This is a genomic window from Flammeovirgaceae bacterium SG7u.111, from assembly GCA_034044135.1.
Classification (GTDB): Bacteria; Bacteroidota; Bacteroidia; order Cytophagales; family Flammeovirgaceae.
Genome location: CP139021.1, coordinates 4,619,284 through 4,643,479, shown reverse-complemented (window position 1 = coordinate 4,643,479; position 24,196 = coordinate 4,619,284). Strand labels below are relative to the sequence as shown.

At 41.6% G+C, this 24,196-nt stretch carries 20 protein-coding genes; 6 read left to right on the top strand and 14 right to left on the bottom strand.

The window, feature by feature from the left end:
• Nucleotides 1–30: 30 nt before the first annotated feature.
• From R9C00_18265 to R9C00_18215, 11 genes are all read right to left on the bottom strand, one after another.
• A complete protein-coding gene (locus R9C00_18265; GenBank protein ID WPO33651.1) occupies nt 31–2,379 on the bottom strand; it encodes a glycoside hydrolase family 3 N-terminal domain-containing protein in 2,349 nt (782 codons plus the stop codon).
• 496 nt (nt 2,380–2,875) lie between these two features.
• Nucleotides 2,876–3,397, bottom strand: a complete 522-nt coding sequence (locus R9C00_18260) for a hypothetical protein (GenBank protein ID WPO33650.1) — start codon at nt 3,395–3,397, stop codon at nt 2,876–2,878.
• Between the two features lie 212 nt (nt 3,398–3,609).
• Nucleotides 3,610–5,019, bottom strand: coding sequence for a rhodanese-like domain-containing protein (locus R9C00_18255; GenBank protein ID WPO33649.1), 1,410 nt, complete (start codon nt 5,017–5,019; stop codon nt 3,610–3,612).
• 110 nt (nt 5,020–5,129) lie between these two features.
• On the bottom strand, nt 5,130–6,854 hold the full coding sequence (locus tag R9C00_18250) for a solute carrier family 26 protein (protein ID WPO33648.1): 1,725 nt from the start codon (nt 6,852–6,854) through the stop codon (nt 5,130–5,132).
• Nucleotides 6,855–6,974: 120 nt separating this feature from the next.
• A complete protein-coding gene (locus tag R9C00_18245; protein WPO33647.1) occupies nt 6,975–7,388 on the bottom strand; it encodes a DUF6691 family protein in 414 nt (137 codons plus the stop codon).
• 21 nt (nt 7,389–7,409) lie between these two features.
• Complete coding sequence (locus tag R9C00_18240) at nt 7,410–7,976, bottom strand: YeeE/YedE thiosulfate transporter family protein (protein WPO33646.1); 567 nt, start codon at nt 7,974–7,976, stop codon at nt 7,410–7,412.
• 22 nt (nt 7,977–7,998) lie between these two features.
• Nucleotides 7,999–8,889 (bottom strand): universal stress protein, encoded by an 891-nt coding sequence (locus tag R9C00_18235; protein WPO33645.1) that lies wholly within the window; start codon nt 8,887–8,889, stop codon nt 7,999–8,001.
• 153 nt (nt 8,890–9,042) lie between these two features.
• A complete protein-coding gene (locus tag R9C00_18230; GenBank protein ID WPO33644.1) occupies nt 9,043–9,666 on the bottom strand; it encodes a Crp/Fnr family transcriptional regulator in 624 nt (207 codons plus the stop codon).
• Between the two features lie 173 nt (nt 9,667–9,839).
• The gene (locus R9C00_18225; protein WPO33643.1) at nt 9,840–10,445 is read right to left on the bottom strand and encodes a hypothetical protein; all 606 of its coding nucleotides are present in this window, start codon (nt 10,443–10,445) and stop codon (nt 9,840–9,842) included.
• Nucleotides 10,442–10,795, bottom strand: a complete 354-nt coding sequence (locus R9C00_18220) for a PadR family transcriptional regulator (GenBank protein WPO33642.1) — start codon at nt 10,793–10,795, stop codon at nt 10,442–10,444. Before R9C00_18220 ends, R9C00_18225 begins: the two co-directional genes overlap by 4 nt.
• 471 nt (nt 10,796–11,266) lie before the next feature.
• Complete coding sequence (locus R9C00_18215; protein WPO33641.1) at nt 11,267–12,565, bottom strand: T9SS type A sorting domain-containing protein; 1,299 nt, start codon at nt 12,563–12,565, stop codon at nt 11,267–11,269.
• A 503-nt stretch (nt 12,566–13,068) separates the two neighbouring features.
• Between R9C00_18215 and glgP the strand changes: the two genes are divergently transcribed.
• Complete coding sequence (gene glgP / locus R9C00_18210) at nt 13,069–14,703, top strand: alpha-glucan family phosphorylase (protein ID WPO33640.1); 1,635 nt, start codon at nt 13,069–13,071, stop codon at nt 14,701–14,703.
• A gap of 85 nt (nt 14,704–14,788) precedes the next feature.
• On the opposite strand, the gene R9C00_18205 is transcribed toward glgP, so the two are convergent.
• Entirely contained in the window at nt 14,789–17,062 is a 2,274-nt protein-coding gene (locus R9C00_18205; GenBank protein ID WPO33639.1) for a sulfatase-like hydrolase/transferase, read from the bottom strand.
• Nucleotides 17,063–17,636: 574 nt separating this feature from the next.
• Here R9C00_18205 and R9C00_18200 point away from each other — a divergent pair.
• The gene (locus R9C00_18200) at nt 17,637–19,016 is read left to right on the top strand and encodes a DUF4173 domain-containing protein (protein WPO33638.1); all 1,380 of its coding nucleotides are present in this window, start codon (nt 17,637–17,639) and stop codon (nt 19,014–19,016) included.
• On the opposite strand, the gene R9C00_18195 is transcribed toward R9C00_18200, so the two are convergent.
• The gene (locus R9C00_18195) at nt 19,001–20,506 is read right to left on the bottom strand and encodes an MFS transporter (GenBank protein ID WPO33637.1); all 1,506 of its coding nucleotides are present in this window, start codon (nt 20,504–20,506) and stop codon (nt 19,001–19,003) included. The genes R9C00_18200 and R9C00_18195 overlap by 16 nt on opposite strands.
• Nucleotides 20,507–20,548: 42 nt before the next feature.
• The gene (locus tag R9C00_18190; protein WPO33636.1) at nt 20,549–20,962 is read right to left on the bottom strand and encodes a MerC domain-containing protein; all 414 of its coding nucleotides are present in this window, start codon (nt 20,960–20,962) and stop codon (nt 20,549–20,551) included.
• 303 nt (nt 20,963–21,265) lie between these two features.
• On the opposite strand from R9C00_18190, the gene R9C00_18185 reads away from it, so the two are divergent.
• The 4 genes from R9C00_18185 to R9C00_18170 are packed head-to-tail and all read left to right on the top strand — an operon-like array spanning nt 21,266 to nt 23,778.
• Nucleotides 21,266–22,498, top strand: coding sequence for a cysteine desulfurase (locus R9C00_18185; GenBank protein ID WPO33635.1), 1,233 nt, complete (start codon nt 21,266–21,268; stop codon nt 22,496–22,498).
• A 23-nt stretch (nt 22,499–22,521) separates the two neighbouring features.
• Complete coding sequence (locus R9C00_18180) at nt 22,522–22,956, top strand: SufE family protein (GenBank protein ID WPO33634.1); 435 nt, start codon at nt 22,522–22,524, stop codon at nt 22,954–22,956.
• Between the two features lie 46 nt (nt 22,957–23,002).
• Entirely contained in the window at nt 23,003–23,314 is a 312-nt protein-coding gene (locus tag R9C00_18175) for an SUF system Fe-S cluster assembly protein (protein WPO33633.1), read from the top strand.
• Nucleotides 23,315–23,361: 47 nt separating this feature from the next.
• A complete protein-coding gene (locus R9C00_18170; protein ID WPO33632.1) occupies nt 23,362–23,778 on the top strand; it encodes a BrxA/BrxB family bacilliredoxin in 417 nt (138 codons plus the stop codon).
• Nucleotides 23,779–24,196: the final 418 nt, after the last annotated feature.

Sequence of the window (24,196 nt, the reverse complement as noted above, 5' to 3'; positions counted from 1 at the left end):
GGTGTAGTTCAAACCAAATTGGGGTTGGCGTTACAAAACGCTTTTTATCGTATTGAATTTTTTGGTTTCGCTTACGCTGAATTTTTGTTTTAATTCTCCAATAGCGGCTTCGAACTCACCTTTTTCCACCGTAGAGCTGAGGTCTGCTGCTACAAAAGCAAGGTCTTCAGCGGTAATCTTGAATGTTACGGTTTTAGATTCGCCAGCTTTCAAATCGATTTTTTCAAAGCCCCTCAAGCGTTTCATGTCTGGAGTAATAGAAGCGTACATGTCAGATACGTATAATTGGACTACTTCTTTGCCATCCACTTTGCCTGTGTTTTTCACGGTGACGCTGAGTTCTATTTCCTCGCTTGCTGTGAACGTTTCTTTGTTGATTTTGAGGTCACTATACTCGAAAGTCGTGTAGCTCAAACCGAAGCCAAATGGATATTGGATGGCAAAATCAGATTCATAATCGTACATACCATCCATTTTCGCTTGTTCTTCCGAAGGTTTGTGGTCGTAAGTGACAAGTGTATTGCTATACATTGGGTAGGTATAAGGAAGTTTTCCACTTGGGTTTACATCGCCAAAAAGTACGCTGGCTATAGCCTCACCGCCAAAGTTACCTGGCAAGTAGCTATGTAAAAGCCCTTCCAAGTGTGGTTCTATTTCACGAATGATACGTGGGCGACCTTCGTTTAGTACCACTATAATATCCTTTCGAGTTTTGGCTAGGGCAATTGCCAAATCTATTTGGTTTTGAGAAATAGTAAGATCGTGCAAATCACCAGGCTTTTCGGTATAACTATTTTCACCTAGGCAAAGGACGATGTAGTCAACATTAGCAGCAGCTTTTACAGCAGCATCTATGTCTATATCCTTCTCTTCCCAGTATTTGCCCTCGTGGTCGTAAGAAACGCCTTCCACATAGGTTACATTTTCTTTGCCAGCTTTTTCCTGTATGGCTTCCAAAATTGTTTTGTAACCCTCGGCAAATTCAGGGACTTTTTCTCCCTGCCAAGAGTACGTCCAGCCACCGTTGAGCGTGCGCATGGAGTTGGAGTTAGGGCCCGCTACGAGTATTTTTTTCCCTTTTTTCAGAGGCAAGGTTTCGTCTTCGTTTTTCAATAGGGTAATAGCCTCGTTGGCTGCTTGTCTGGCAGCATTTTCAAACTCTTCGCTACCAAATTTAGGATAGTCTTTGTAGTTGGTCACGGGCTTTTCCCAAAGGTTCAATTTCTTTTTTAGTACAAGAATACGCCGAACGGCATCGTCAATTCTGCTCATAGGCACTTCGCCTTCGTTCACCAGTTCCACTAGGTAATCGCAAAACTTGAAGTTATAAGGGATCATCGACATATCTATGCCAGCATTGATCGCTATTTTCACGGCTTCTTTTTGCGTAGCGGCAACTTTATCCCTTTTGTGAAGGTTTTCGATGTCGGCCCAGTCAGTAACTATCACACCTTCAAAACCCAACTCTTTTCTCAGTAATGTATTGAGAAGATCATAATTAGCGTGTACAGGAGTGCCGTTGATAAGCCCAGAGTTCACCATAAGTGTATGGCAACCAGCTTCTACAGCAGCTCTGAAAGTAGGCAAATGCCTTTCCCTCAGTTCTATTTCTGGGATGTAAGAAGGAGTACGGTCTTTGCCCGAGTGCGGTACAGAATATCCTAAAAAGTGCTTAAGGCAAGCAGCCACTTTTTCAGGATTGCCAATATCATTTTCATCTCCTTCGTAACCTTTTATCATTTGCGCACCCATTGTTTTGGCTAGTAGCATGTCTTCGCCAAAGGTCTCCCATAGCCTTGGGAAGCGTGGGTCGCGACCAATGTCTAGTACAGGTGAAAAGTTCCAAGGAATGGAAGAAGCCCTTGTTTCGTAAGCACAGATTTCAGCACCTTTTCTGGCTATTTCAGGATTCCAAGTGGCTGCTTGCGCAATTTGCTGTGGGAAAAAAGTTGCCCCAGCGGTGTACGTAACTCCATGGATAGCATCTACACCGTAAATGATCGGAATACCTAAATTGGTTTCTTCCATGGCTACTCGCTGCAGTTCGGAAATGATCTCGAACCATTTTTCGGGAGTACGTGCCCGGTTGTTGGCGGTATTGAGAATAGAACCAACTTTGTAGTCGACCAAGGCTTTTTTAACCAAGGCAGGATCCAACGTCATTGGCTCATCACTACTAAATTCGTTTGGTCCTTTGGTGATTACATCGACAGTGATTTGTGCCATCTGTCCCACTTTTTCCTCCACTGTCATTTTGGAAATCAACTCTTCAATTTCGGGGTCTGCCTTTGGGGCATTGCCTGGGCTATGGCTTGTGGTAGATGTGCACCCAGCCACTAACACTGCTATAAGCAGTGTGATTAATTTTTGTTTTTGCATCTTCGTTAATGTTGTAAATTATAAAAATGCCTTTTTTGTAAAAGGCTTTGATAATAGTTGCTTCAAAGATACATAAGACTTTTTCTTTCTGCCAACGTTACCAGAAAACAGGCCTATTATTCATAAAATAGCATGGGTGTTTGTCAGATTTGGGAATAAAAAAGGTTGGGAATGGCAAATACATATCCCCACCACCATCCCGTAGAGATGCCCTAGTAGGGCGTCTCTAACCCAAAAACCTCTCTTCCCTCCAACATCTCTCCTTTAGCAAGCAAGTAACGGCGTTAGTTCGGGCGCAAAAAAAAACGATGGGGGTGCTCAAAGCGACCCCATCGCTCGGCAAAAGCCTTACCCGTCGGGGTCGTTTTTTTTACGCCCCCGACGCTTTGCCTACATCCATCGTCGTGGGCGTCCCAAACGACCACGACGGGTTTGCCATATAACCAATGCCATCAAGACCCGAGCGGAGGCTCAGGCCAGGTGGAGGTTTATGACTTCAAAGAGTATCAATTATTATTTTTAATTCATTTTTTATTATTTTCTTTAAATAATGAGAGGTAATTATGGTTTTTATGACATAAGATGTAAATACTATTAACATTACCCCGCTAAAAATCAATTCTTCAGTACCTAAATAGTAACTAGAAGAAAGAAGGTTTTGAATAGAGAATATTAATGCTGGTAAAAATGTAATAACATTGAAAAAATACGCTTTTTTTGTTATTCTATTATGACCGTTTAACTTCAAGGCGCCATTTTCATTATTTATACTACCTTCAAAAATTGGAGTCAGTAGATAAGAAGGTGTTGGGATGATTTTTAATCCCTTGACATCTAACGAATTGTAAGTCAGCTTTATCTGAAACCCATTTTGGAAATAGAATTTATCATCACCTATTTTATAAACATGATTACTATTATTGCGATGAGCAAGCTTTTGACAGGCTGAATCATAGCCTAAGTCCAAAACAATAGTTATAGCTTGGTATTTTCCTTTTAGAAAGTTTTTAATGTCCATATGAATCTATTTTTCGTAATAAACCCCTCTCGTTAAACATCGACTCCCCTCCTCACAACGTTCATATCACCATTCCAATGATCAAGTCTACCAACAAAAACATTAAAAAATAGGCTACTTGCGATCAACAGGAACTGCTAGGCAGTTTCAAAAAAAAGGGGATTGCAGCTATAGCCGCAATCCCCTTTTGGAAAAGTTTAACTTGCCCCTACCTAGAGCGTAGATGGGCATACATAAGCTGAAACAGGGGCTTCTGTTTTTTTGATTGCCCCGAATCCTCCAAGTACATCTACCAAGTTGTGGATTCCTCTCGATTTGAGGATGGAGTTGGCGATCATAGAACGATAACCTCCTGCACAGTGAACATAATTTGTGCCTTCCGATTTGAATTCAGCCAAGTGGTCGTTGAGGAAATCGAGTGGCGTATTGGCCGCATCTATCACATGTTCCGAAAGGTATTCGCTTTCTTTCCTTACATCATACACATGAATATTTTCTTCGTTACGAAGTTTGGCAAAATCTTCTGCTGAAATGGTTTCTACCGAATCGGATTCTTTACCTGCTTTTTCCCAAGCTTCAAAGCCTCCTTTGAGGTAGCCGATGATGTTGTCAAAACCTACCCTCGAAAGTCGGATAATGGTTTCTTCTACCCTCCCTTCTGGGGCGATCAGCAAAATTGGTTGCTTCACGTCTTGGATAAGCGCGCCTACCCAAGGGGCAAACCCTCCATCAATTCCTATAAAAATAGACCTTGGAACATGCCCTTTGGCAAAATCGCTCTGATGGCGGACATCTAGCACCACAGCACCAGTTTCGTTTGCCGCAGCTTCAAAAGCATCGGGGCTCATGCCTGTTTGGCCTTTTTCTATCACATCTGCCACGTCTTTGTAGCCTTGTTTGTTGAGCATGACGTTGAGCGGGAAATAAGCAGGAGGAGGCAACAATCCATCGGTTACTTCTTTCACAAACTCCTCTTTGGTCATATCCGCACGAAGAGCGTAGTTGGTCTCTTTTTGCTCGCCAATTGTTCCAACTGTTTCCTTGCTCATGTTTTTGCCACAAGCCGAACCTGCACCGTGTCCTGGGTAAACTATTGTTTCGTCAGGCAAGGTCATTATTTTGTTTCTCAAGCTATCGAAAAGCGTAGCCGCTAGCTCTTCTTGGGTCATGCTGGCTGCTTTTTGGGCAAGGTCAGGTCTTCCCACATCACCTAAAAATAAGGTGTCGCCGCTGAAAATAGCATGCTCTTTTCCTTCTTCATCCAACAGCAAATACGTGGTGCTTTCCATGGTATGCCCAGGCGTGTGCAGCACTTTTATAGTTACATCTCCAAGTTTGAATTCTTGGTTATCTTCAGCGACAATGCTTTCGAAATCGGGCTTAGCCGTTGGTCCGTAAATGATAGGGGCGCCAGTTTTTTCTGATAAAGTTACATGACCGCTTACAAAGTCAGCGTGAAAGTGGGTCTCAAAAATGTATTTGACTTTCGCATTTCTTTTCTCCGCCATATCCACATATCCTTGCACTTCTCGTAAAGGGTCGATAACTGCTGCCTCACCATTGCTTTCAATGTAATAAGCGCCTTGCGCTAAACAACCGGTATATAACTGTTCTACTTTCATCTTATAAATATTTTGTACTTGTTGGTTTTGTTGTTCTATTTTAAATTATGCAACAAAGGTAAAGGTTGCTTGTCATCCTGTCAGCTACATTTGTTACATAAGCGAATTGATCATATATTACTCTGGGTAGCAATCGATTTTAAGAGTTCGTCGTTCTCCTTTTTTTCCAGATGAGCATAATTGGAAAGGGCTTCATCGATGGTGTTGAACATGTTTTGTGCTGAAATCAGGTCTGTTAGCCCGCCTTTTTTCAGGATGTCCCGCACCGGGCCTATGGCAGAGGTAAGGTAAATCTCAATCCCTTGTTTCTTGATATCAGCTATGAGCTGCACCAGCATATGCGTTGCCGAAGAATCGAGGTAATTAATGGCCTCGGCACTGATTACAAGTAGTTTTAGTTCATCGCCACGGAGCTTCACTTGCTCTTCCACGCTTTCTTTGAAAAACTGGGCATTGGCAAAATAAAGCTGGGCATCAAATCTCAAAATGAGCACATCTTCCCGTTCGTATGCTTGTGGGAAACGCTTGATATTTTTGTACAGAGTAGTGTTTGGAATATGTCCCAAAATAGCCAAATGTGGCTTGGTAGTCCGGTATACCAGCATCAACAACGAGAGCAATACGCCCGAGATTATTCCCTCTTTTATTCCCACCGTAAGGGTGATCACAAAGGTGAAAATCAGTAAGAAAAACTCTTCTTTTCTATTTTTCCAAAGCCTAATTGGGTACTTGAAATCTATTAGCCCAAATACGGCTACCATGATGATAGAAGCCAAAACGGCTTTGGGCAAATTGTAAAACAACGGAGTGAGGAACAAGAGCGTTAGACCGACCACTATCGCACTGATAATGGCTGCTACACTTGTTCTTGCACCGGCTTGATCGTTCACCGCTGTTCTAGAAAATCCTCCCGTAGTTGGGTACGATTGGAAAAATGATCCTACGATATTTGATGCTCCTATGGCGATCAGTTCTTGGTTAGCGTCTACCTTGTAGTCGTCGTGTTTTTGTTCAATGGCCTTGGCTACCGAAATGGCTTCCATAAAGGCAATTAGGGAAAGCGTAAGCGCAATCGGCAACAAATCGTTGAGGTGCTCGGCAGGTAAAATAGGCATGCTGAAAATAGGAAAACCCTGTGGGATATCGCCCACTATTTTAATTCCCTGTTCGGTAAGGTCGAGAAAGGTTACTGCCAAAATACCCAATACTACCACAAGCAAGGCCGCGGGCAGTTTCGGGACATATTTTTTTGCGAGTTTGATGATGGCAATGCCGGCAATGCCGATAACAAAAGTGAGCCAATGGATGTTGCCAAGTTTTGTAAATGCATCGGCTATGAGCAAATGGATTTGGTTGCTTCTTGAAATATCTACGCCTATCAAATATTTCAACTGATTGAGCCCGATAATGAGCGCTGCAGCGGAGGTAAAACCGCTAATTACAGGTTTTGAAAGGAAATTGACTAAAAAACCTAAGCGGAAAACACCCATTAAAAACTGCATAGTACCCATCAGAAAAGCGAGGGTAATAGCAAGTAAAATATAGTATTCCGTTCCTGCTTGTGCTATTACGGTTAGCCCGGCTGCCACTAGTAAAGAATCCATGGCCACAGGCCCTACTGCCAACTGGCGGGAAGTTCCTAAAAAAGCATAGATGATTTGGGGAATTAGCGATGCGTATAGCCCATATACAGGAGGAAGCCCAGCGATCATGGCATAGGCCATTCCCTGTGGAATGAGCATAATCCCGACGGTGAGGCCCGCTGGGATATCCCCAGCTAACTGATGTTTTCCGTAGCCTTTTATCCAATCGAGAAAAGGTAAGTATCGTTTCATTGTGATTATTGTTTTGGTTGTTGGTTTTGTGATAAACCTTCTCCAAACCTTTCTTACAAGTTAACAGATTAGGAGGAGATTACACTGTTAGTATTTTATTTTTTGTGGTACAGATAAAGGCTAGTGTGGAAGTTTTCCTCTGAACACGCCATAAGTGAAGGTGCCGAGCAGTGCTGCGGCCAACACGACTAGAATTGAAAATGTACCGTTGCCTACCAAGACGTACATAGGGCCAGGGCAAGCGCCAGCAAGTGCCCAACCGAGCCCAAAAATAATTCCACCTATTAAGTAGCGGGGAATACTTTTGTTTTTGGGTGCGAAAAGGATCTGTTCACCTTTTCTGCTTTTAAGTTGGAAGCGTTTGATACCCTGCACGATGAGTAGCCCTAAGCCTACCGCAGTTCCAATAATGCCGTACATATGGAAAGATTCGAATCTGAACATTTCGAAAATCCTGTACCAAGAAACAGCTTGTGATTTGAACATGACAATACCAAACAACATGCCTATTGCTAAAAACCTTATATATTTCATGTGTTTAAATCGATTTTGTATTTAGAAAATAACTGGAAGAAGGAAATGGGTCATGATGAGACCGCCTATGAAAAAGCCGACAACGGCAACGAGTGAGGGGAGCTGCAAGTTGCTCAGTCCACTGATGGCATGTCCCGATGTACAGCCTCCTGCATAGCGAGCACCAAACCCTACCAAAAAACCGGCAATGACTAGGATGGAAATACCCTTGAAGCTCATGAGGTTTTCCATAGCAAAAATTTCTTGGGGCACATAGCTGTTTTTTGGCTCAGAAAAACCTAATTCCTGAAGTGCTTCCACTGTTTGTGTATTTAGTTCGAGGCTCTGCTCGGGGGTAAGGAATTGCGAAGCGATGAACCCACCGATTACAGAGCCAATTACTACGAGCAAGTTCCAGCGCTGGGATTTCCAGTCGAAGCGGAAGAAATCGGCAAATTTACCAGCTCCGCCAATGGTACACATGGTGCGCAAGTTGGATGACATGCCAAAGTTTTTTCCTTCGTAAACTAATAAAAACATGGTAAGCGCAATGGCAAAACCCGATACATACCATGGCCATGGTTGTGAAATGAATTCTATTATTTGCATTTTATAGTTTGTTCAGTTGAATTTAGTAAATGAGTAAAGGGGCTAGCACATGGTCGGCTATGCTAGACTTTAGGTTTTTGCCAAACATCCAGTTCACCGACTTTCTGTGTAGCTCTGGAATGGCGATGAGTTGTAAACCCTCTTCTGCTATTTGCTGGGTCATAAGTTCCTCTTCGTTAGCACCTTTCATCGGGAGGATATGTAGTTGATAGTTGTTCAGCTCGTTTTCTGTGGCAAAGGCTCTCATCCTTTTTTCCCATTCAGCCTGTTTTTCTTCCGATAGTGGTTCTTTTACGAACTTGAACAAATGGGCTTCTGAACTGAGAGCTTTAGCCAATTTGCTAAGCGATTCTATTTTTTTAGGTTGCTTGGAAGAAGAGAAGTCGTGGAAGATGCCGATGCGTTCGACCCCCGCATTGTGCGATTGGTCGCACTTAAGGCTGAGCACAGGGATATCCACCTGTTCCAAAATTCGGTCGATAGTGGTTTCGTTTGTCCAGTCTTCTATCAGGCTAGTTTTGTGCGAACCCATAAAAATAAAATCATAGTCTTTTTGGATAAGCAGGTATTTTACTATCCTCCTCAAATCTCCGATTTTTACGGAAGCCGAACTGATAAATGGATGGACAGATTTTATTTCTTCGGCGAGTATTTGCTCCTCTTTTTGGAGTTTTTCCAATCCCGAAAGGTCATAGTCTACGCACTTGTCTATAATAGTTCCGTCAAGTTTAAGCGGCACTTGTGGGTAAGAGTTTACCACATGTAGTACATCCACCTCAAGTGGTAGCGCTTTGTGTATCTTCTGGGTAAAATTGAGTAAAAAGTTTTCTACTTCGGAAAACTTGGTAAGAAACAGCACTTTCATTTGTTCGCTAAATTTCGTTTTGCGGTTTAGTGATAATTCGTAATCCATGCAAAACTATATTGTGCTACTTGCCCGTTCAGTTACTTTTGTTACATAAGGGAAATGGTTCGATGTGCTGGAGTGGTGGTGGGATGGGAAATAGTGAAATAGGTTGTAGAGCCGTTGCATGCAACGGCTCGTGTTTAACCCAGAAAAACAATCCTAAACCACCTCAAGTTTATTCCTGAACAGCTTGACCTTACCCTCATTTTCAAACTGTTTGAGCAGGCGGGAAATGACCACTCGGGAGGTGTTGAGCTCGTAGGCGATCTCTTGGTGGGAAATAGTTAGTTCCTTGCTTTTTTTGACCATCACCTTGTTTTGTAGGTATTTGTAAAGGCGCTCGTTCATGTTCAGGAAAGCCAACGTGTCTATGGCGTCGAGCATTTCGTAGAGTCTTGCATTGTAGCTTTCAAACACAAAATCTCTCCACGATTTATATTTCAGCCACTCTTCCATTTTTTGGCTGGGGAGGAGGAAAAGCTCGGTATCTAGCTCGGCTACGGCTCGGATTTGACTGCGGGCATTGCCTACGCAGCAGGTGAGCGTCATGGCGCAGGTATCTCCTTTCTCTAGGAAATAGAGCAGCAACTCACTACCATTTTCATCTTCCCGCAGCACTTTTATGGCTCCGTTGAGCAGCAGGGGCATGCTTTTGATATAATTGCCGATTTCTATCAGTGTTGTTCCCTTTTCAATCCTTTTGTAAGTGCCTTCGTTGGAAATCTCTTCCAGTAACTCCTTTTCGAAAAGGTTTCCATAATATTTCAATAAATGCTCTTCCATCGTTTAATTGTTCATTGAAGTTGGTTAAAGTTACTTCTTCATGCTACAAAACACTTCTTTTTTTGCTTGAAAGTAAAGGGAAATCCCAAAGTGTTTTGTTTGGGTATACATACAAAAAGCCCTCTTTCAAAAGAAAGAAGGCTTGGGAAGTGATTGGTTTGACACTAGGATGCCTAACCTTTCTGAGTTTCTTTGTAAGAAGTGATGAAGAAATAGGGTACCGAGAAAAGTGCTGTTCCTGCTAGCCCTACTGTGAGCAGGATACCTGCCCCCGGCCAATGCATTACCTTGAAAAAAGCGCCACCCAATGCGGAAAAAACAAATAGTGTCGAAAGTGGAAAGAGGGCTTTTCCACTTCTGTTTAGTTTCTCTTTCTTTACGGTATATGCTCCCCAAATAAGGAAAGTAATAGTAAAAAGTATCATATCAATTTGGATAAGTGGATTGGCACCTGGCCAATGCATAATCTTCACTATAGAGGAAATAAAAAACAGGGATGCAGTAAATGACGCTAGGATATAAATCGCTTTTTTCATGACAAATAATTTATAATTGACTAAATGAATGGTTTCTTCTTCAAGTTGTTTGAGAGCTTTTGGCTTGAGTGATTTGGAAAACCGTAAATAAGCATCTGAAAAGCTCATCCCGTTTTCCATCAGGCTTTCTACCTCGCAGCAGATATGGTCGAGTATCTCATCGACTAGTGGGTCGTACTTAATTTCTTTCTGCACCAAGCTTTTGTGCAAAAAGTCGATATCTTCTTTGCTTAGTTGGCTCATGACAGGGAAAAGGGTTTAGTAGGTGAAGGGTTGAGCAACAAGCCCATAGTTTCTATAAACTGCTGAAATTCTAGGAGTTTGGTTTTTACCGTTTCGTTGCCTTTTGAGGTGAGCTGGTAATATTTCCGTGCTCGGTTATCAACCAACACGGTTTCTGTAATTAGCTCGCCCTCGGCTTCCAGCTTGTGCAAAATAGGGTAGAGCGCTCCGAAGGTCAGCTCAATTTCCCCGTTGGAAAGCTCTTTCACCTTTTGGGTTATTTCGTAACCATACATCTGCTTTTGCTCCGAAAGCAGTTTCAGTACGATGGTCTTTAATGTTCCTCTAAGTAGGTCTTTTGGTGGCGGCATTGTTTTAAAAATTATATATAAGAATTTTATATATAACTAAACAAGTTATATGCCAAGTTTTTGTATAAGAAGAAGAAAAAGAGAAGTAAATGGGAAATAGGTAGAAAATAAGGATATGGAGTGGGTACATATAGGAAAGTCTAAATGGAAAGAAACTGAGAAGTCGTATAGTGCTTTTAAGTAAGTGGACAAATGAAAACGTACAATAAACTGGTATTTAGTTTGGGCTAAAGCCATTTTGGTTAGCATGGTTTACAACGGGTTAAAACCCGTTGCTAGTGATAAAAGACTCAATAGGCGGGGCTTTTAAGCCCCGTTTAGCAAATAAGTACATTTGGCTTTAGCCTAAACTAAAGCTTTCAGTAGCAAAGAAATTCAACACGTAACTCTTTAGGTTTCTTTTGGTTTAATCATAAAAAAAGCCTCTGCATAAGGAGTGCAGAGGCTTTGAATGTGCTGATGAAGGCTTCTCTAAAAGTTTAAAAAGAGCTTTTCGCTTACTTCGCTATATCGGCTGTTGAGCTTTATGAAAAATATTCCATTTTTTAAGCCTAAGTTTCGAAGATCAAGTTCTATTTCGCTGTACGGGTTGAACTCCACCTTGGTGTTTTGATAAACTATCTTGCCAGTAACATCGGTGATGGAAAGTGAAAGGTCTTCGCTTTCTAGCCCAGTTACCTTGAGTGACAGGTTTCCTTTACTTGGGTTGGGGTAAGCCAAAAGGCTAGTGTTGGAAATGACAATGCCAGTGTAAATTACATTTATAACCTTGGAATAAGCGTAAGTGCCGTCATAATCATTTTGCCTTAGCCGGTAATAGTTCAACCCTTGGTTAGGGTCTTCGTCCGAAAAAAGGTAGTTGGTAGGTTCATAGCTAGTACCCATCCCGTCTACAATTCCAAGCTCTTTCCAGCTCTTGCCATCCAATGATTTTTCAACCGTGAAAAAGGCGTTATTGATCTCGCTAGCGGTCATCCATTCCATATCTATCTTCCCCTTCCCTTTTTTAGCATAAAAATGAAGTAGTTCGACAGGTAATAAAAAAATCCCTGATCCGGTAAACTTGCAAGTATAGGTTACACCTGAAGAGGGGCAGCCTGTAATTTCAAACCCGTCACAAACTTGGGTATTGGGGTCAGCTCCTTCAATAGCTTTAATTTCAGAATCAGCAGAACCTGTTGCATTTTTAAGGTCTAAAGACCCACTCCCACAAAGCTGAGCTCCTGTACCGTCAAAAGTAATATCGTCTGCCGAGGAAGAGGCTATATCTAAATTTACTGATCCTGAAGAAGAAATGAAAAAGTCATCGCCTACACTAAAAGAGCTTGCTGTACTGTAAACAAATAAATTCCCAGTTACAAATAAATCTGCCGTATTCCCGACGGTAGCTAATGACCCGAATACATCAACATTTCCATTTAAGAGTAGCTTTACATTTGTAGATGTAGTGAGTCCTCCGTTAATTGTGATATTGCCTGAGTGTAAAAAGGCAAGATCACCTCCTACATAAGAGGTGGTGCCATAATCCCTAGGTCTTTCGCCATTATGCTGCGTGATAGTGACTGTGTGACCCGTTTCTATAATTACATTATCGTTTACATCAGGATATGTATCTCCTAAGATGTCCGAGCACGCCCCATTATTCCATGTAGTACAATCATTCCAGTCGCCCGTTTTTACAGATGTAAATATTTTTTGAGCAAAGGCTGGAGCACATGAATAGAAGGAAGAAATGGTTAGTGTAAATGTCAGTATTAATAATGTTTTCATTATACCTGGCTATGTTGGGTTTGTAGGTACGTAACGGGTCAGTATAATGGGGAATTATATATGTGTTATGTAAAAAAAACATCCTTCGTAACGTAAAAAAAATCATTTTTTACAACCAAATTATCTATTAACAAGTCTATTTTACCCTCTTTTTTATGTGATTTTTACATTTAATATTAAAATTCCTTGTGCTGTTTTCTAAGTTATCCATTTAGCTTGTAATGGTTACTTTATTAGAAAGTTGTTATATGTAAAACTTGTTAGGGATAATCATAGGTGTTGAAAAACAAATTGAAAGCAAATGAGGTGGTTGAGTAGTTAATTGGTTTATTAGCTTACTATTTGTTTGTTTGGTTGATAGATTTCTTCTAATTTGAGCTGCAAAGAATACAAGCATTCTTCACCTTTTTTGTATTAGCAGTTTTTGGTAATTGTAAGCTGCTCACTAACAGTTCAAAAGAATTTGGATTACTTTTTTAGATCAAATAACGATTTCCACAACAATGAGTAACGTAACAGAGACTAGTACTGAAAAAATGCCCCGTGTGGCGTATTTCTGCATGGAATATGGGCTTGACAACCGATTTAAGACCTATGCCGGCGGACTGGGAATATTGGCAGGCGACTACATGAAAGGTGCGAAGGATAACAACCGCCCCATAGTTGGGATTGGGATAAAATGGAAGCAAGGTTATACGGATCAATACGTGGACGAGGCTGGTAAGGCTTACGACACGTACCACAACTATTCGTATGACTTTCTGGAAGACACTGGGGTGACGGTATCGGTGGATATCAGAAAAACAGAGGTGAAGTGTAAAGTGTGGAAAGTAGATGCTTTTGGCAATGCGCCCATCTATTTGCTAGATACAGATATTCCCGAAAATGCGGATGCTTGGATTACGGGCCAGCTCTACGGTTGGTTTGGAGAGGAAAGAATTGCCCAAGAAATGGTGTTGGGAATAGGAGGGGTGAGAGCTTTGCGTGCTTTGGGTATTGAGGTAGATATTTATCATTTCAATGAAGGGCATGCGCTTTTTGCTGGCTTCGAGCTGATTAGGGAAAAGCGGGAAGATGAAGGGATGAGCTTTGGCAAGGCCTTCAAAAAAACGAAACAAGAGGTAGTGTTTACCACGCACACACCGGTGGTACAAGGCAACGAATCGCATCCTCTGGATAAATTGATGTACATGGGGGCGAACAACGGGATTTCGAAAAGGAGATTGGTTGCTCTTGGTGGAGACCCGTTCAATATGACTGTGGGGGCTTTGAGGCTTTCTAAAATGGCAAATGCCGTGGCGCAGTTGCATGGGAAAACTGCAAACAAAATGTGGGAAGAAGTGGATGAACGGGCTGAAATCATTGGGATTACCAATGCGATCCACCAGCCAACTTGGGTAGACCCAAGAATGACGGAAGCAGCGGACAATGGCGGAGATTTGTGGGGAATTCACATGGAAAATAAGCGCGCCTTGGTGAAGTTTGTGAAGGAAAGAAATGGGGTGGAGCTAGACGAAAATGTGCTCACACTTGGCTTTTCGCGAAGAGCAGTGGCTTACAAGCGGAGCAATTTTATCTTCACCGATGAGAAAATAATTGATCCGTTGCTCAAAGAGAAGAAGTTGCAGTTGGTGTTTTCTGGAAAAGCACACCCGCTGGACGATGGGGGCAAGGAGATAGTGGAAACGTTGGTGAAGATGTCTAAGAAATACCCTGGTGCGGTGGTGTTTTTGCAAAACTACGACATGGAAATAGGGGCGATGCTCACCCGTGGTTCGGACGTATGGCTCAACAACCCTCGCCGACCAAAAGAAGCGAGTGGAACTTCAGGAATGAAAGCGGCGATGAATGGTGTGTTGAACTTTAGCACGCTAGACGGATGGTGGCCTGAAGCCTGCGAGCATGGCGTGACCGGCTGGCAGTTTGGCGATGGCTTCGAACACAAAAAAGAGAAAAAATTAGATGAGCACGATTTGAAAGCTCTTTATAAAGTATTGCTTGAAGAAGTTGTTCCGACTTACTACGATAACCGCGATAAGTGGGTGGAAATGATGAAGGCGAGTATTGTAGAAACAAAAATAACGTTCGATGTGAAGCGGATGCTTGATCAGTATTATGCGTTGCTTTATGAAGCGTAGGCTAGTAAAGACGCTTGATATTAAAAACTAAGCCCTGAAAGAGTCATCTTTCAGGGATTTTGGTTTTTATGGAAAATAGAAACTTCTATTTTATTTCATATCCCATAATGATCCGTAAAATATAATCGTCGCAGGTGACGTAGAGCGTTTTTTCATCGTCGCTCAGTACACAGTTGGAAGTATGTTTTCCTACATAAATAGTCCCCAAATGTTTTCCTTCTGGGGAAAAGACCATTACTCCATCGGGGCCAGTGGCAAATATGATCCCTTCGCTGTTCACATCCATCCCATCAGGGTTTTGCTTGCTAATGCTGGCAACATGAAGCTCTGTTCCATCGAAAAATATTTTTCCTTTTAGCGGAAGCGTTTTGCTATTAAGGTCATAAACCATCCAATGTTGCGGTCCTGAATTTGCCACATAAAGGAGCTGTTCATCTGGAGAAAGTGCCACACCATTTGGTTTTTCGAGGTTGTCAACTAACAAGTCCAGCGTGCCATCGGTATTTAGTCGGTACACTCCATTTACACTTAGTTCTTTTCCTTCGGGAAGCAAGTCTTTGTCTAAACCAAATTCAGGGTCGGTGAAGTAAATGTTTCCTTTGGAGTCTAGCACCAGATCATTTGGGCTGTTGAGCTTTTTGCCTTGGTAATTGGTTATCAACGATTCAAAAACAGGAACAGGTTCATGAAAACTACTTGCCAAGCGGGCAACTTCTCTATCACCATGTCGGCAGAGAAGTAGCCTGCCATCGAGGTCGAGTGCTAAGCCGTTGCTCCCTTTTCCCCCTTTTCGAGGCTTAGACCCCGTATATCCTGATTTTTTCAAGAATACTTCTGTTCCATTCATTTCCGACCATTTGTAGATGGTATTTTCGGGAACATCTGAGAAGAGGAGACATTGCTCGGATTCTACCCAAACAGGCCCTTCCGACCAATTGAAACCCTCTGCTATGATTTCAATTTTTGAATGAGGAGGCACGATTTTATCAAACTGAGGATCGAAGGATTGGATTTCCCCGAAGGTTTTGTACCTCCTTAGCGAATCTAAAATGTGGGTGTATTTTTCTTTAATGCTTTTCAATTTGGGAGTAGAGGCATCGAGGGGCTTTTCTTCCAACCGATCTTTTTCGATGTCATAGAATCGCTGGTCGCTGTATAATTTGTAGCGCTCGCCTTTTACAAAGCTGACGGGGGTAAAACCATCTTTCCCCCAACCTGGTTTAGGGTTGTAATCAATAAACACCCAGTCCCTTCTCTGTGGTGCTTTTTCACCAACTAACTCTGGCCAAAAGCTTTCCCCATCGGTATGGTTATCTGAAGGGATTTCTTGTCCTATTACCTCAAATAAGGTGGGCATAAAATCACTTGGAGCTACAAACTGGTTGCTTACTTGCTTCTTCACTTTTGCCGGCCAATTAACTATCAGCGGTACTCTGGTGCCATCGTCTATGGTTTTTCCTTTCCCTCCGCGAATCGTTTTTCCTCCCATTTGGGAAGTGATGCTTTGGTGGGTGCCGTTATCGCTGTAGAAGATCACCAACGTGTTTTCCCTAATACCCAGCTCATCTAGTTGGTCTATAATCTTGCCCACCATTAGGTCGGTGTATTCCACCATATCTCCAAAGAATTTATCGTCTTCTTTGTGCCTTAGGGTAGGATCAGCCCATTCGCCACTCTCGGGGGTGGGAACAAACGGGTTGTGGGTAAGCGCCATAGGGTAGTAGATGAAAAATGGATCATCCGCATTCCGTTTCACAAAATCATTGAGATATTCTACAAAGATATCGGGGCCATATTTGCTGTTTGTGTTTTGAAGAAACTCTCCATTTTGGTAGATCAGCGGGTCGGGATATCGGCTTCCTTTATCTTCGTTATGCCTGGTATGCCACATGCAGTACTCATCGAAACCAGCATTTTCAACCTTCATCCCTTTGTCTCTGCGAAGCTCTGCACCCGGATAGCCTATAGGGTCGTAACTTTGAAGTTGCCACTTACCTACCATGCAGGTTTTGTAGCCCTGCTCTTGCAGCAGATGCCCAAATGTTTTTTCCTTCGGATCTAGAATGCCGAAGGCCTTCCAATTCCTGAAATTGTATTTGCCCGTCATGAGGCTGACCCTCGTATTGGTGCATAATGGGTAAGCATAGCCATGCGCAAATATGGCTCCTGTTTCCGCTAGTTGATCAATTCTTGGTGTTTTGTAAGACGTTCCCCCGTAGCTGCCGATGGCTTCTGGACCAAGGTCATCTGCCATTATTAATATAATATTGGGCTTTTTTTCGGGAGTTGGTATTTGGGCAAATGAGTGGATGCTTGATGCCATGGCCAAGCCTAAAATCAGTAGTCGGAATCTTTTCATCTTCTTAGTTAAATGTTATGCGAAATTTTAGATAGTGTATAGAAAAGGAGAAGGAGTTATGGGTTTAATTAGCAATACTCCTCCATTTTATGCATTCAATAGATGCTAAATTAATAGAAAAAATTGGAGAACGGCTTTTGGGGTAACGCTACCTTTTGAGTGGGAAAACCTTCGTTTTTATCCTCCTTGATTAAGCTTGTCCTATTATCTGTGCTCTTTCTTTGTTATGGACGTGTTTTGCTAACCCGAAAGTGAAAAGAGGGATGGTCAACGCCATGCATTGTTTTGGTAAAAGGTTTTAAATTCTGGGGAGAATTTTAAAATCTATTGAAGGACTTTTTGTGATGCCCTAGCTTAATTCGTGGGTCATTTGAGTTTACTCGGGATATTTGCTGTAAAATCTTTCAATTTTTCTTGTAAATGTTCTTTTCAAAAACGTACTTTGTAATTCAAAGTACTTTACATAATTCAATATTCTTTGAGGCAGCTGCGATTGCTTCCTTTTTTTTGTATTAAAACTTTGTTTCTCAAAGTGCTTTGTATTTATTTCTTAGCTAACTTAAAACAATAGATCATGAACATGTCTTTTAAACTGGGAATCACTTGTGCGTTGGCAGCTTTTGGTAGCTATTTATTTTACAATCAGGGCGTAGGGGTCAACTACTTCATATTTACATTGCTATCGTCTCTTTTTGCGCTTTATAACTCTAAAACGAAGCCTTTGGATAGGCGATTATTAGCCGTTTTACCGCCATTAACATCTGCTCTACTGCTGGTTTTTTATCCTCAAGGTCTTACTTATGCAGTTTGGCTCATAAGTTATTTAGTGATGTGGAGTGCTGTTCCTTTGAGACTACAACCGCTGTTGCTCCCTTTGCAAGGGATATTCTCTATGGTAGAAAGTCCAGTTTTTATACTGAAGAAATATAAGAATAGTGAAGGTTTTAAATCAAGAGGAAAAGCTAAGAAAGATCGTCTGTTTACCTATGGTATCACTTCACTGATCGTATTTGGTTTTACCCTGTTGTATTCAAGTGGTAATCCTGTATTTGCTAATTTACTTTCCCATATAGATTTATCTTACATCGATTTTGGATACTTTTTTACTGCTGTTGCAATTTTTATACTTCTGATTGGCTTGGTTTTCATAAAGATCAATGAAGATGTAGTTGGCTGGAATCGGAAATCTACAACCTTGCTTTTTACTAAAGTTACCGAAAAAGAGAAGCGAGAGTTTAATATTGCCAATTTGAGTATCTGGATTATTGCAGGGGTATTGTGTGTGGTGAATACGATGGATATTGTAGTCCTATTTGGAGGAAAGCTTCCTGAAAACATGACTTATTCAGAATATGTCCATCAAGGGTTTAACATACTGATCCTCTCATTGAGTTTGGCTATTGGTTTGATTGTTTACTTCTTCCGTAATCAGTTAAATTTTATGGAAAATATTCAAAAGTTAAGGTTGGCAAGTTATGTATGGATTTCTCAAAATATAGCCTTAGCTATGCTTACTGCATATAAAAACATGATTTATGTGGAAGTCTATGGTTTAACTTATAAGCGGGTTGCTGTATTTCTATGTTTGGCTTGTACACTAATCGGGTTGCTGCTTTCTTTTCGTAAGATAAAAATTCCTTCAACCAATTGGTTATATTTCAATAGAGTAGCTTTTTATGCTTTTATCTGTTCGGTTGTGATTTCTATAGTGCCTTTTGATCATATCATTACAGAGTATAACCTTAAGTATTCCCAAACAAAGGATATTGCATATTTGCTAAAGCTAAACCATGCTGACTTAAAGGAGGTAAAGAGGTATCTTGAAAAATCGGGACAGAAATATACCGTACTTTACTACAAGTCGGAGGCTAAAATTCTGGAATTAAATGAACAAGCAAAAGAGGGCAAATGGCAAAGTTGGAATATGTATTTATCGAGTTATTTAAAAGATTGATTTCCTCCCCTCAGCAATGCTGCTAAGCCTAGGGCTGGTCCAGCTGCCAAGCTGAGATAGATTAAGGTGGGATTAAAGGATTGGAGCAAATAGGAGAGGAGTTGGATGCTAAAGATGGTGATGGAAAATCCTATGCAGTTGACAATGGTGAGGGCAGTTCCTTTTATCTGAGGGGAAGCGTTTTGAGCTACCAAAGTGGAGAAAAGAGGGGAATCGGCAATGACCGCCATCCCCCAAAGAAGAAGGAGAGCAAGAAAAATGAATGGGCTGGTTATGGAGAAGAGAAGGGGAGATGCGAGGCAAAGTATTCCGGATAGTAGCAAGGAAATGAAGGCTACTCGCTTTGTGCCGAACGCTTCGGAAAGGTAGCCGCCAAGCACGCAGGCAAGGCTGCCAATTCCGATAATGGCGAATGACCAAAGGGGTATGTTCAATGTTGCCTGCGGGTGTAAGTTGGCGTAGGTCTGGAGTATGATGGGGACAAAAGCCCAAAAAGCATAAAGTTCCCACATGTGCCCAAAGTAACCAAAAGCGGCAGAGCGGAATTCTTTGTTTCCAAAGATGTTGAACATGGCGGAAAAGTCGAGCGACTGCGCGGGTTTTCTATGTGGACCGTCGGGTACGAAGCTGACCATGAGCAAGCCCCCCAAAGCTGCGAGACTGGAGGTGCTAAACAGAGTGGCAGTCCAGGAAAAGGAACTGCCCACGCTCGTGAGCAAGTGGGGAAAACCTGTACCTATTACTAATGCCCCCACCAAAAAACCTAACGATTTGCCCAGACCTTTCTCATAATAATCGGCTGCTATTTTCATTCCAACTGGGTAAATTCCTGCCAAAAAGAAGCCTGTGAGGAAGCGGAGCAGTAGCAAAGTTGGAAATGTATTTCCTTTCCATACAAAAGCGGCATTGAAAATTGCACCTAGCAATGCACAAGTGAAAAACACCTTGGAGGGAGAAAACCGGTCGGCTATGGAAAGAAAGGCGAAGACCAAAGTGCCGCTTATAAAGCCAAACTGCACCGATGAAGTAAGGTGGGCAAGGGCATTTTCGGCTAAGCCAAATTCACGGACTATGTCGCCCATAACCCCGTTGCCAGCAAACCAAAGCGAGGTGCAGCAAAACTGGGAAATAACGATGATGGGAAGTATTCGTTTGGGGATGGGGTTCATGTTATAAGATAGAGAAAAGGTGGCAAGTTTTATCAAACCTACTTCTTTTTGAGGACTCTTGTAGTAGCTGGTTAAGTTCAAATCGCCCTTTCCTATTTTGTTGATTGTGTAATAGGATTCATTTCCTTTTACTCCTATGATAAACTGTGTGTTGAGTTTACTTAAAAACCAGTCCCCTTCTACAGCGTCCTTTTCCAGTTTTAACTCTTGAAAATCGAATGATTCTGTTTCAAGCTCCCAAAAGCCCTGTATGTGACTTTCTACAGATGTGACGATCCAACAATGACGCAAAGTTGATTGTAATTCTTTTTCTTCCATCATGGTTTGGTGGTACCTGAATGCTTGGGGGAATATATCTAGAGCTTATACTTTCTCCACCTGCCTCATGGGGATTTTGCAATGAACCGTCTTTTTCTTTTCTTTAATATTGACGATGTGGGTGATGATTAGTCCTAATGTAGAAATGTGGGCTAAGTATTCCATCCATTCTAATTCATGAAAGTTTCTTCCCAAAGACATGGAAATAAAAAATGTGCCCATGAATACCCAAAGGGCAATTTTGATACTACTGGATGCAGCAGTACGTACAGCGAAATATACAGCTACTAGGCAAACAAACATGAAAATAATATCATTGCCAACTCCAAGGTGCTGGTGGGCAGAAGTGAGACCAGCGCTAAAAAGGGCTATGATGGGCACGGCCAAGCAGTGTATTAGGCATAGTACGGAGCCTGAAATCCCTATTAAATCAGCATATTTTAGTAACCTTTCCTTCATTTGTCTCCAAAATCAAATTCTTGTGCAATATTACAGTTATTACGTCTTTTTTGCAACCTTGTTGCATAACATCTTTGCTAAAAGAATAATTCATGGAAAAGTAAAATAATGGTGAGTATAGTCGATTTGCTTAATCACTTCTATGCATAAGTCTTTTAGGAGAATCAAATTGAAAATCTATTGAACTATCTTCTTGGTACTTGGTTTATTTAGAAAAAGTTTAAATAAACGGCAAAGAGTGTTCGATTATTCCCTAATTTTGTATGCCTTTCGGCTGGAAGAAACGATAGACAGATTTTGAATATGTTTGATATAAACAAGATACGAGAAGATTTTCCGATCCTACAGCAAGAAGTAAACGGCTTTCCGCTAGTCTATTTCGATAATGCTGCTACCTCTCAAAAACCTAAAGTGGTTATTGATGCGCTCAACAGTTATTATACTGGTGTGAATTCTAATGTTCACCGGGGGGCACATACGCTGGCCGATATTGCTACTGGTCAGTTTGAAGATACGCGAGAGGCAGCAAGGCAATTTATCAATGCTTCTAGCACAGAAGAGGTTATTTTTACCAAAGGAACTACGGAGGGAATTAACCTCGTAGCTTATTCTTTTGGTCGAAGCCAAATCCAAAAAGGCGATGAGATTATCATCAGCACCATGGAGCATCACTCCAATATTGTTCCTTGGCAGATGTTGTGTGAAGAAAAGGGCGCAATCTTGAAGGTGATTCCGATTACCGATGAGGGAGAAATCATTTTTGAAGAGTTTGAAAAGTTACTTTCCGAAAAGACCAAGTTGGTGGCTGTGGTGCATGTGTCCAATGCCTTGGGCACTATCAACCCTGTGGAAAGGATTATAGAAGCAGCCCACAAACTAGATGTGCCTGTATTGGTAGACGGAGCACAATCAAGCCCCCATTTCGATGTTGACGTTCAGAAAATGGACTGCGATTTTTATGTGTTCTCTTCTCATAAAGTATATGGCCCTACGGGTATGGGAGTGCTTTATGGTAAAAAAGCTTTGCTAGAAGCAATGCCTCCATTTATAGGTGGTGGGGAAATGATAAAAGAGGTAAGCTTTAAAGGGACTACGTTCAATGAATTGCCTTTCAAGTTTGAAGCAGGTACGCCCAACATCGCCGATACCATTGCCATGAAAAAGGCTTTTGATTATGTGAACCAGATCGGTAAACAAAATATTGCAGACCATGAAAATGACTTGCTCACTTATGCTACTGAAATATTTGAAAGCATAGATGGCTTAAGAATAGTAGGGCAGGCAAAAGAAAAGGTAAGTGTCCTCTCGTTCCTTATCGACGGAATCCATGCTTATGACATAGGGATGGCATTGGATGCTACAGGCATTGCCATCCGGACTGGCCACCATTGTGCCCAACCGCTGATGGAAAGGTTTGGTATAGAAGGTACGGCAAGGGCTTCTTTTGCGGTGTATAATACCAAAGAGGAAGTGGAAAGAGTGGGGAAATCCCTCGATAGAATTGCCTCGAGGTTTAGAACAAAAATAAGTGTTTAATAGATTTTTTTAGAGCTAGTTGAATGAGCATTAACGAAGTACAAGACGAAATAGTTAGCGAGTTTGAAATACTAGGTGATGACCGTGAGAGCATGATATTTTATATCATGGAAATAGGAGAGAAAGCCGCTTCATTGCCTGAAGAACACTTGATAGATGACAATATCATTAAAGGTTGCCAGTCGAAAGTGTGGTTGATAACGGAGCTTGAAGGGGATAAAATTAAGTTTGAGGCTGATAGTAATACAGCATTGACTAAAGGCCTCATTCAGCTACTTATCAGGGTGTTGTCAGGGCGCAAACCAGCGGAAATATTAGATGCAGATCTTTATTTCCTCAAAAAAATAGGTTTGCAAAATGTAATTGGCTCGCAGCGTTCCAATGGCTTGGCGGCCATGGTGAAGCAAATGAGGCTGTTTGCTGTTGCTTATAAAGCTAAGATAGATGCGGGAAGTTAATTCCCCGTTCGATAAAACATGGTATTGATTCTAATTTCATATTAAAATGACCGATAGAGAACTTAAAGAGAATGTGGTTGAAGCCATAAAGCTTGTGTACGACCCAGAGATACCGGTAGATGTTTACGAGCTAGGACTGATTTACGAAGTGAATGTTTTTCCTGTAAACAATGTTTATGTGCTCATGACACTTACCTCGCCTTCATGCCCTTCTGCCGAGCAAATCCCGGGAGAGATTGAGCAGAAGATACGTGAAGTAGATGGGGTGAATGATGTAACAGTAGAGCTTACGTTTGATCCTCCTTATACTTCTGATATGATGTCTGAGGCGGCAAAGCTTGAACTAGGCTTTATGTAATAGTGTGATTGCGAATAATTTAATCTAAAATTTATAAATAGACGAATATGTATCCAGAGCATTTGACAATACCTATGAAAGAAGACTTGGTTTCTTCTGGATTTGCCGATTTGAAAACGGCAGAGGAAGTAACTGAACTTATCGAGAATAATGAAGGAACTTTGCTATTGGTGGTAAACTCTGTGTGTGGCTGTGCAGCGGGAACTTGCCGCCCAGGAGTGAAGTTGGCGGTTCAGCACTCTTCAAAGAAGCCAGATAAGTTAGCTACTGTATTTGCTGGGGTAGATAAGGAAGCAACTGCTAAAGCTCGTGAGTTTATGCTGCCTTACCCTCCTTCTTCTCCTTCTATTGCTCTTTTCAAAGGGTCAGAATTGATACACTTTGTAGAAAGACACCACATAGAAGGTCGTTCGGCTGACATGATCGGAGGACATTTGGTAGCTGTTTTCGAAGAATATTGCTAACAATTTCTTCAGAATCTTGCATAGGTGAAACTGAGTTTTTGACTTGAGGTGAAGCCAATACAGGTTGTAAGTGTAAGGTATTAGTATAAAAAGTAAGTGTTGTTTGAAAAGTCCAGTAGAAATGCTGGGCTTTTTGTGTATATGGCAAAATATAAAAAGGTTTCTTAACCAAGACCCGTAGGCTGTATGTTTGGTTAATTGTCGGAAAAGTACAATTGAATGGAATTTAAGTCTTAAAACATCTCTGTTAACATATGCAAGTAGGTCTGGTTTTCGTGTGTTTTTTACCGAAACCTTACAATACCTCCTATTGATCCACAGTTATCTGAAAGAGAAATGAGTAATTGACCTTTTGCTGTGCTGCAAACTGGCAAAAACTACGAAACTAACAACAGACGACTTTCAAAATACAAACGAA

What these genes read in the sequence shown, in the direction of transcription:
- R9C00_18245 (WPO33647.1), bottom strand. Translation starts at nt 7,388, where the DNA reads ATGAAATATATAAGGTTTTTAGCAATAGGCATGTTGTTTGGTATTGTC.
- R9C00_18255 (WPO33649.1), bottom strand. Translation starts at nt 5,019, where the DNA reads ATGAAAGTAGAACAGTTATATACCGGTTGTTTAGCGCAAGGCGCTTAT.
- R9C00_18225 (WPO33643.1), bottom strand. Translation starts at nt 10,445, where the DNA reads ATGAGCCAACTAAGCAAAGAAGATATCGACTTTTTGCACAAAAGCTTG.
- R9C00_18230 (WPO33644.1), bottom strand. Translation starts at nt 9,666, where the DNA reads ATGGAAGAGCATTTATTGAAATATTATGGAAACCTTTTCGAAAAGGAG.
- R9C00_18180 (WPO33634.1), top strand. Translation starts at nt 22,522, where the DNA reads ATGAGCATTAACGAAGTACAAGACGAAATAGTTAGCGAGTTTGAAATA.
- R9C00_18195 (WPO33637.1), bottom strand. Translation starts at nt 20,506, where the DNA reads ATGATGGAAGAAAAAGAATTACAATCAACTTTGCGTCATTGTTGGATC.
- R9C00_18265 (WPO33651.1), bottom strand. Translation starts at nt 2,379, where the DNA reads ATGCAAAAACAAAAATTAATCACACTGCTTATAGCAGTGTTAGTGGCT.
- R9C00_18175 (WPO33633.1), top strand. Translation starts at nt 23,003, where the DNA reads ATGACCGATAGAGAACTTAAAGAGAATGTGGTTGAAGCCATAAAGCTT.
- R9C00_18220 (WPO33642.1), bottom strand. Translation starts at nt 10,795, where the DNA reads ATGCCGCCACCAAAAGACCTACTTAGAGGAACATTAAAGACCATCGTA.
- R9C00_18205 (WPO33639.1), bottom strand. Translation starts at nt 17,062, where the DNA reads ATGAAAAGATTCCGACTACTGATTTTAGGCTTGGCCATGGCATCAAGC.
- R9C00_18260 (WPO33650.1), bottom strand. Translation starts at nt 3,397, where the DNA reads ATGGACATTAAAAACTTTCTAAAAGGAAAATACCAAGCTATAACTATT.
- R9C00_18250 (WPO33648.1), bottom strand. Translation starts at nt 6,854, where the DNA reads ATGAAACGATACTTACCTTTTCTCGATTGGATAAAAGGCTACGGAAAA.
- R9C00_18190 (WPO33636.1), bottom strand. Translation starts at nt 20,962, where the DNA reads ATGAAGGAAAGGTTACTAAAATATGCTGATTTAATAGGGATTTCAGGC.
- R9C00_18235 (WPO33645.1), bottom strand. Translation starts at nt 8,889, where the DNA reads ATGGATTACGAATTATCACTAAACCGCAAAACGAAATTTAGCGAACAA.
- R9C00_18170 (WPO33632.1), top strand. Translation starts at nt 23,362, where the DNA reads ATGTATCCAGAGCATTTGACAATACCTATGAAAGAAGACTTGGTTTCT.
- R9C00_18240 (WPO33646.1), bottom strand. Translation starts at nt 7,976, where the DNA reads ATGCAAATAATAGAATTCATTTCACAACCATGGCCATGGTATGTATCG.
- R9C00_18215 (WPO33641.1), bottom strand. Translation starts at nt 12,565, where the DNA reads ATGAAAACATTATTAATACTGACATTTACACTAACCATTTCTTCCTTC.
- R9C00_18200 (WPO33638.1), top strand. Translation starts at nt 17,637, where the DNA reads ATGAACATGTCTTTTAAACTGGGAATCACTTGTGCGTTGGCAGCTTTT.
- R9C00_18185 (WPO33635.1), top strand. Translation starts at nt 21,266, where the DNA reads ATGTTTGATATAAACAAGATACGAGAAGATTTTCCGATCCTACAGCAA.
- glgP (WPO33640.1), top strand. Translation starts at nt 13,069, where the DNA reads ATGAGTAACGTAACAGAGACTAGTACTGAAAAAATGCCCCGTGTGGCG.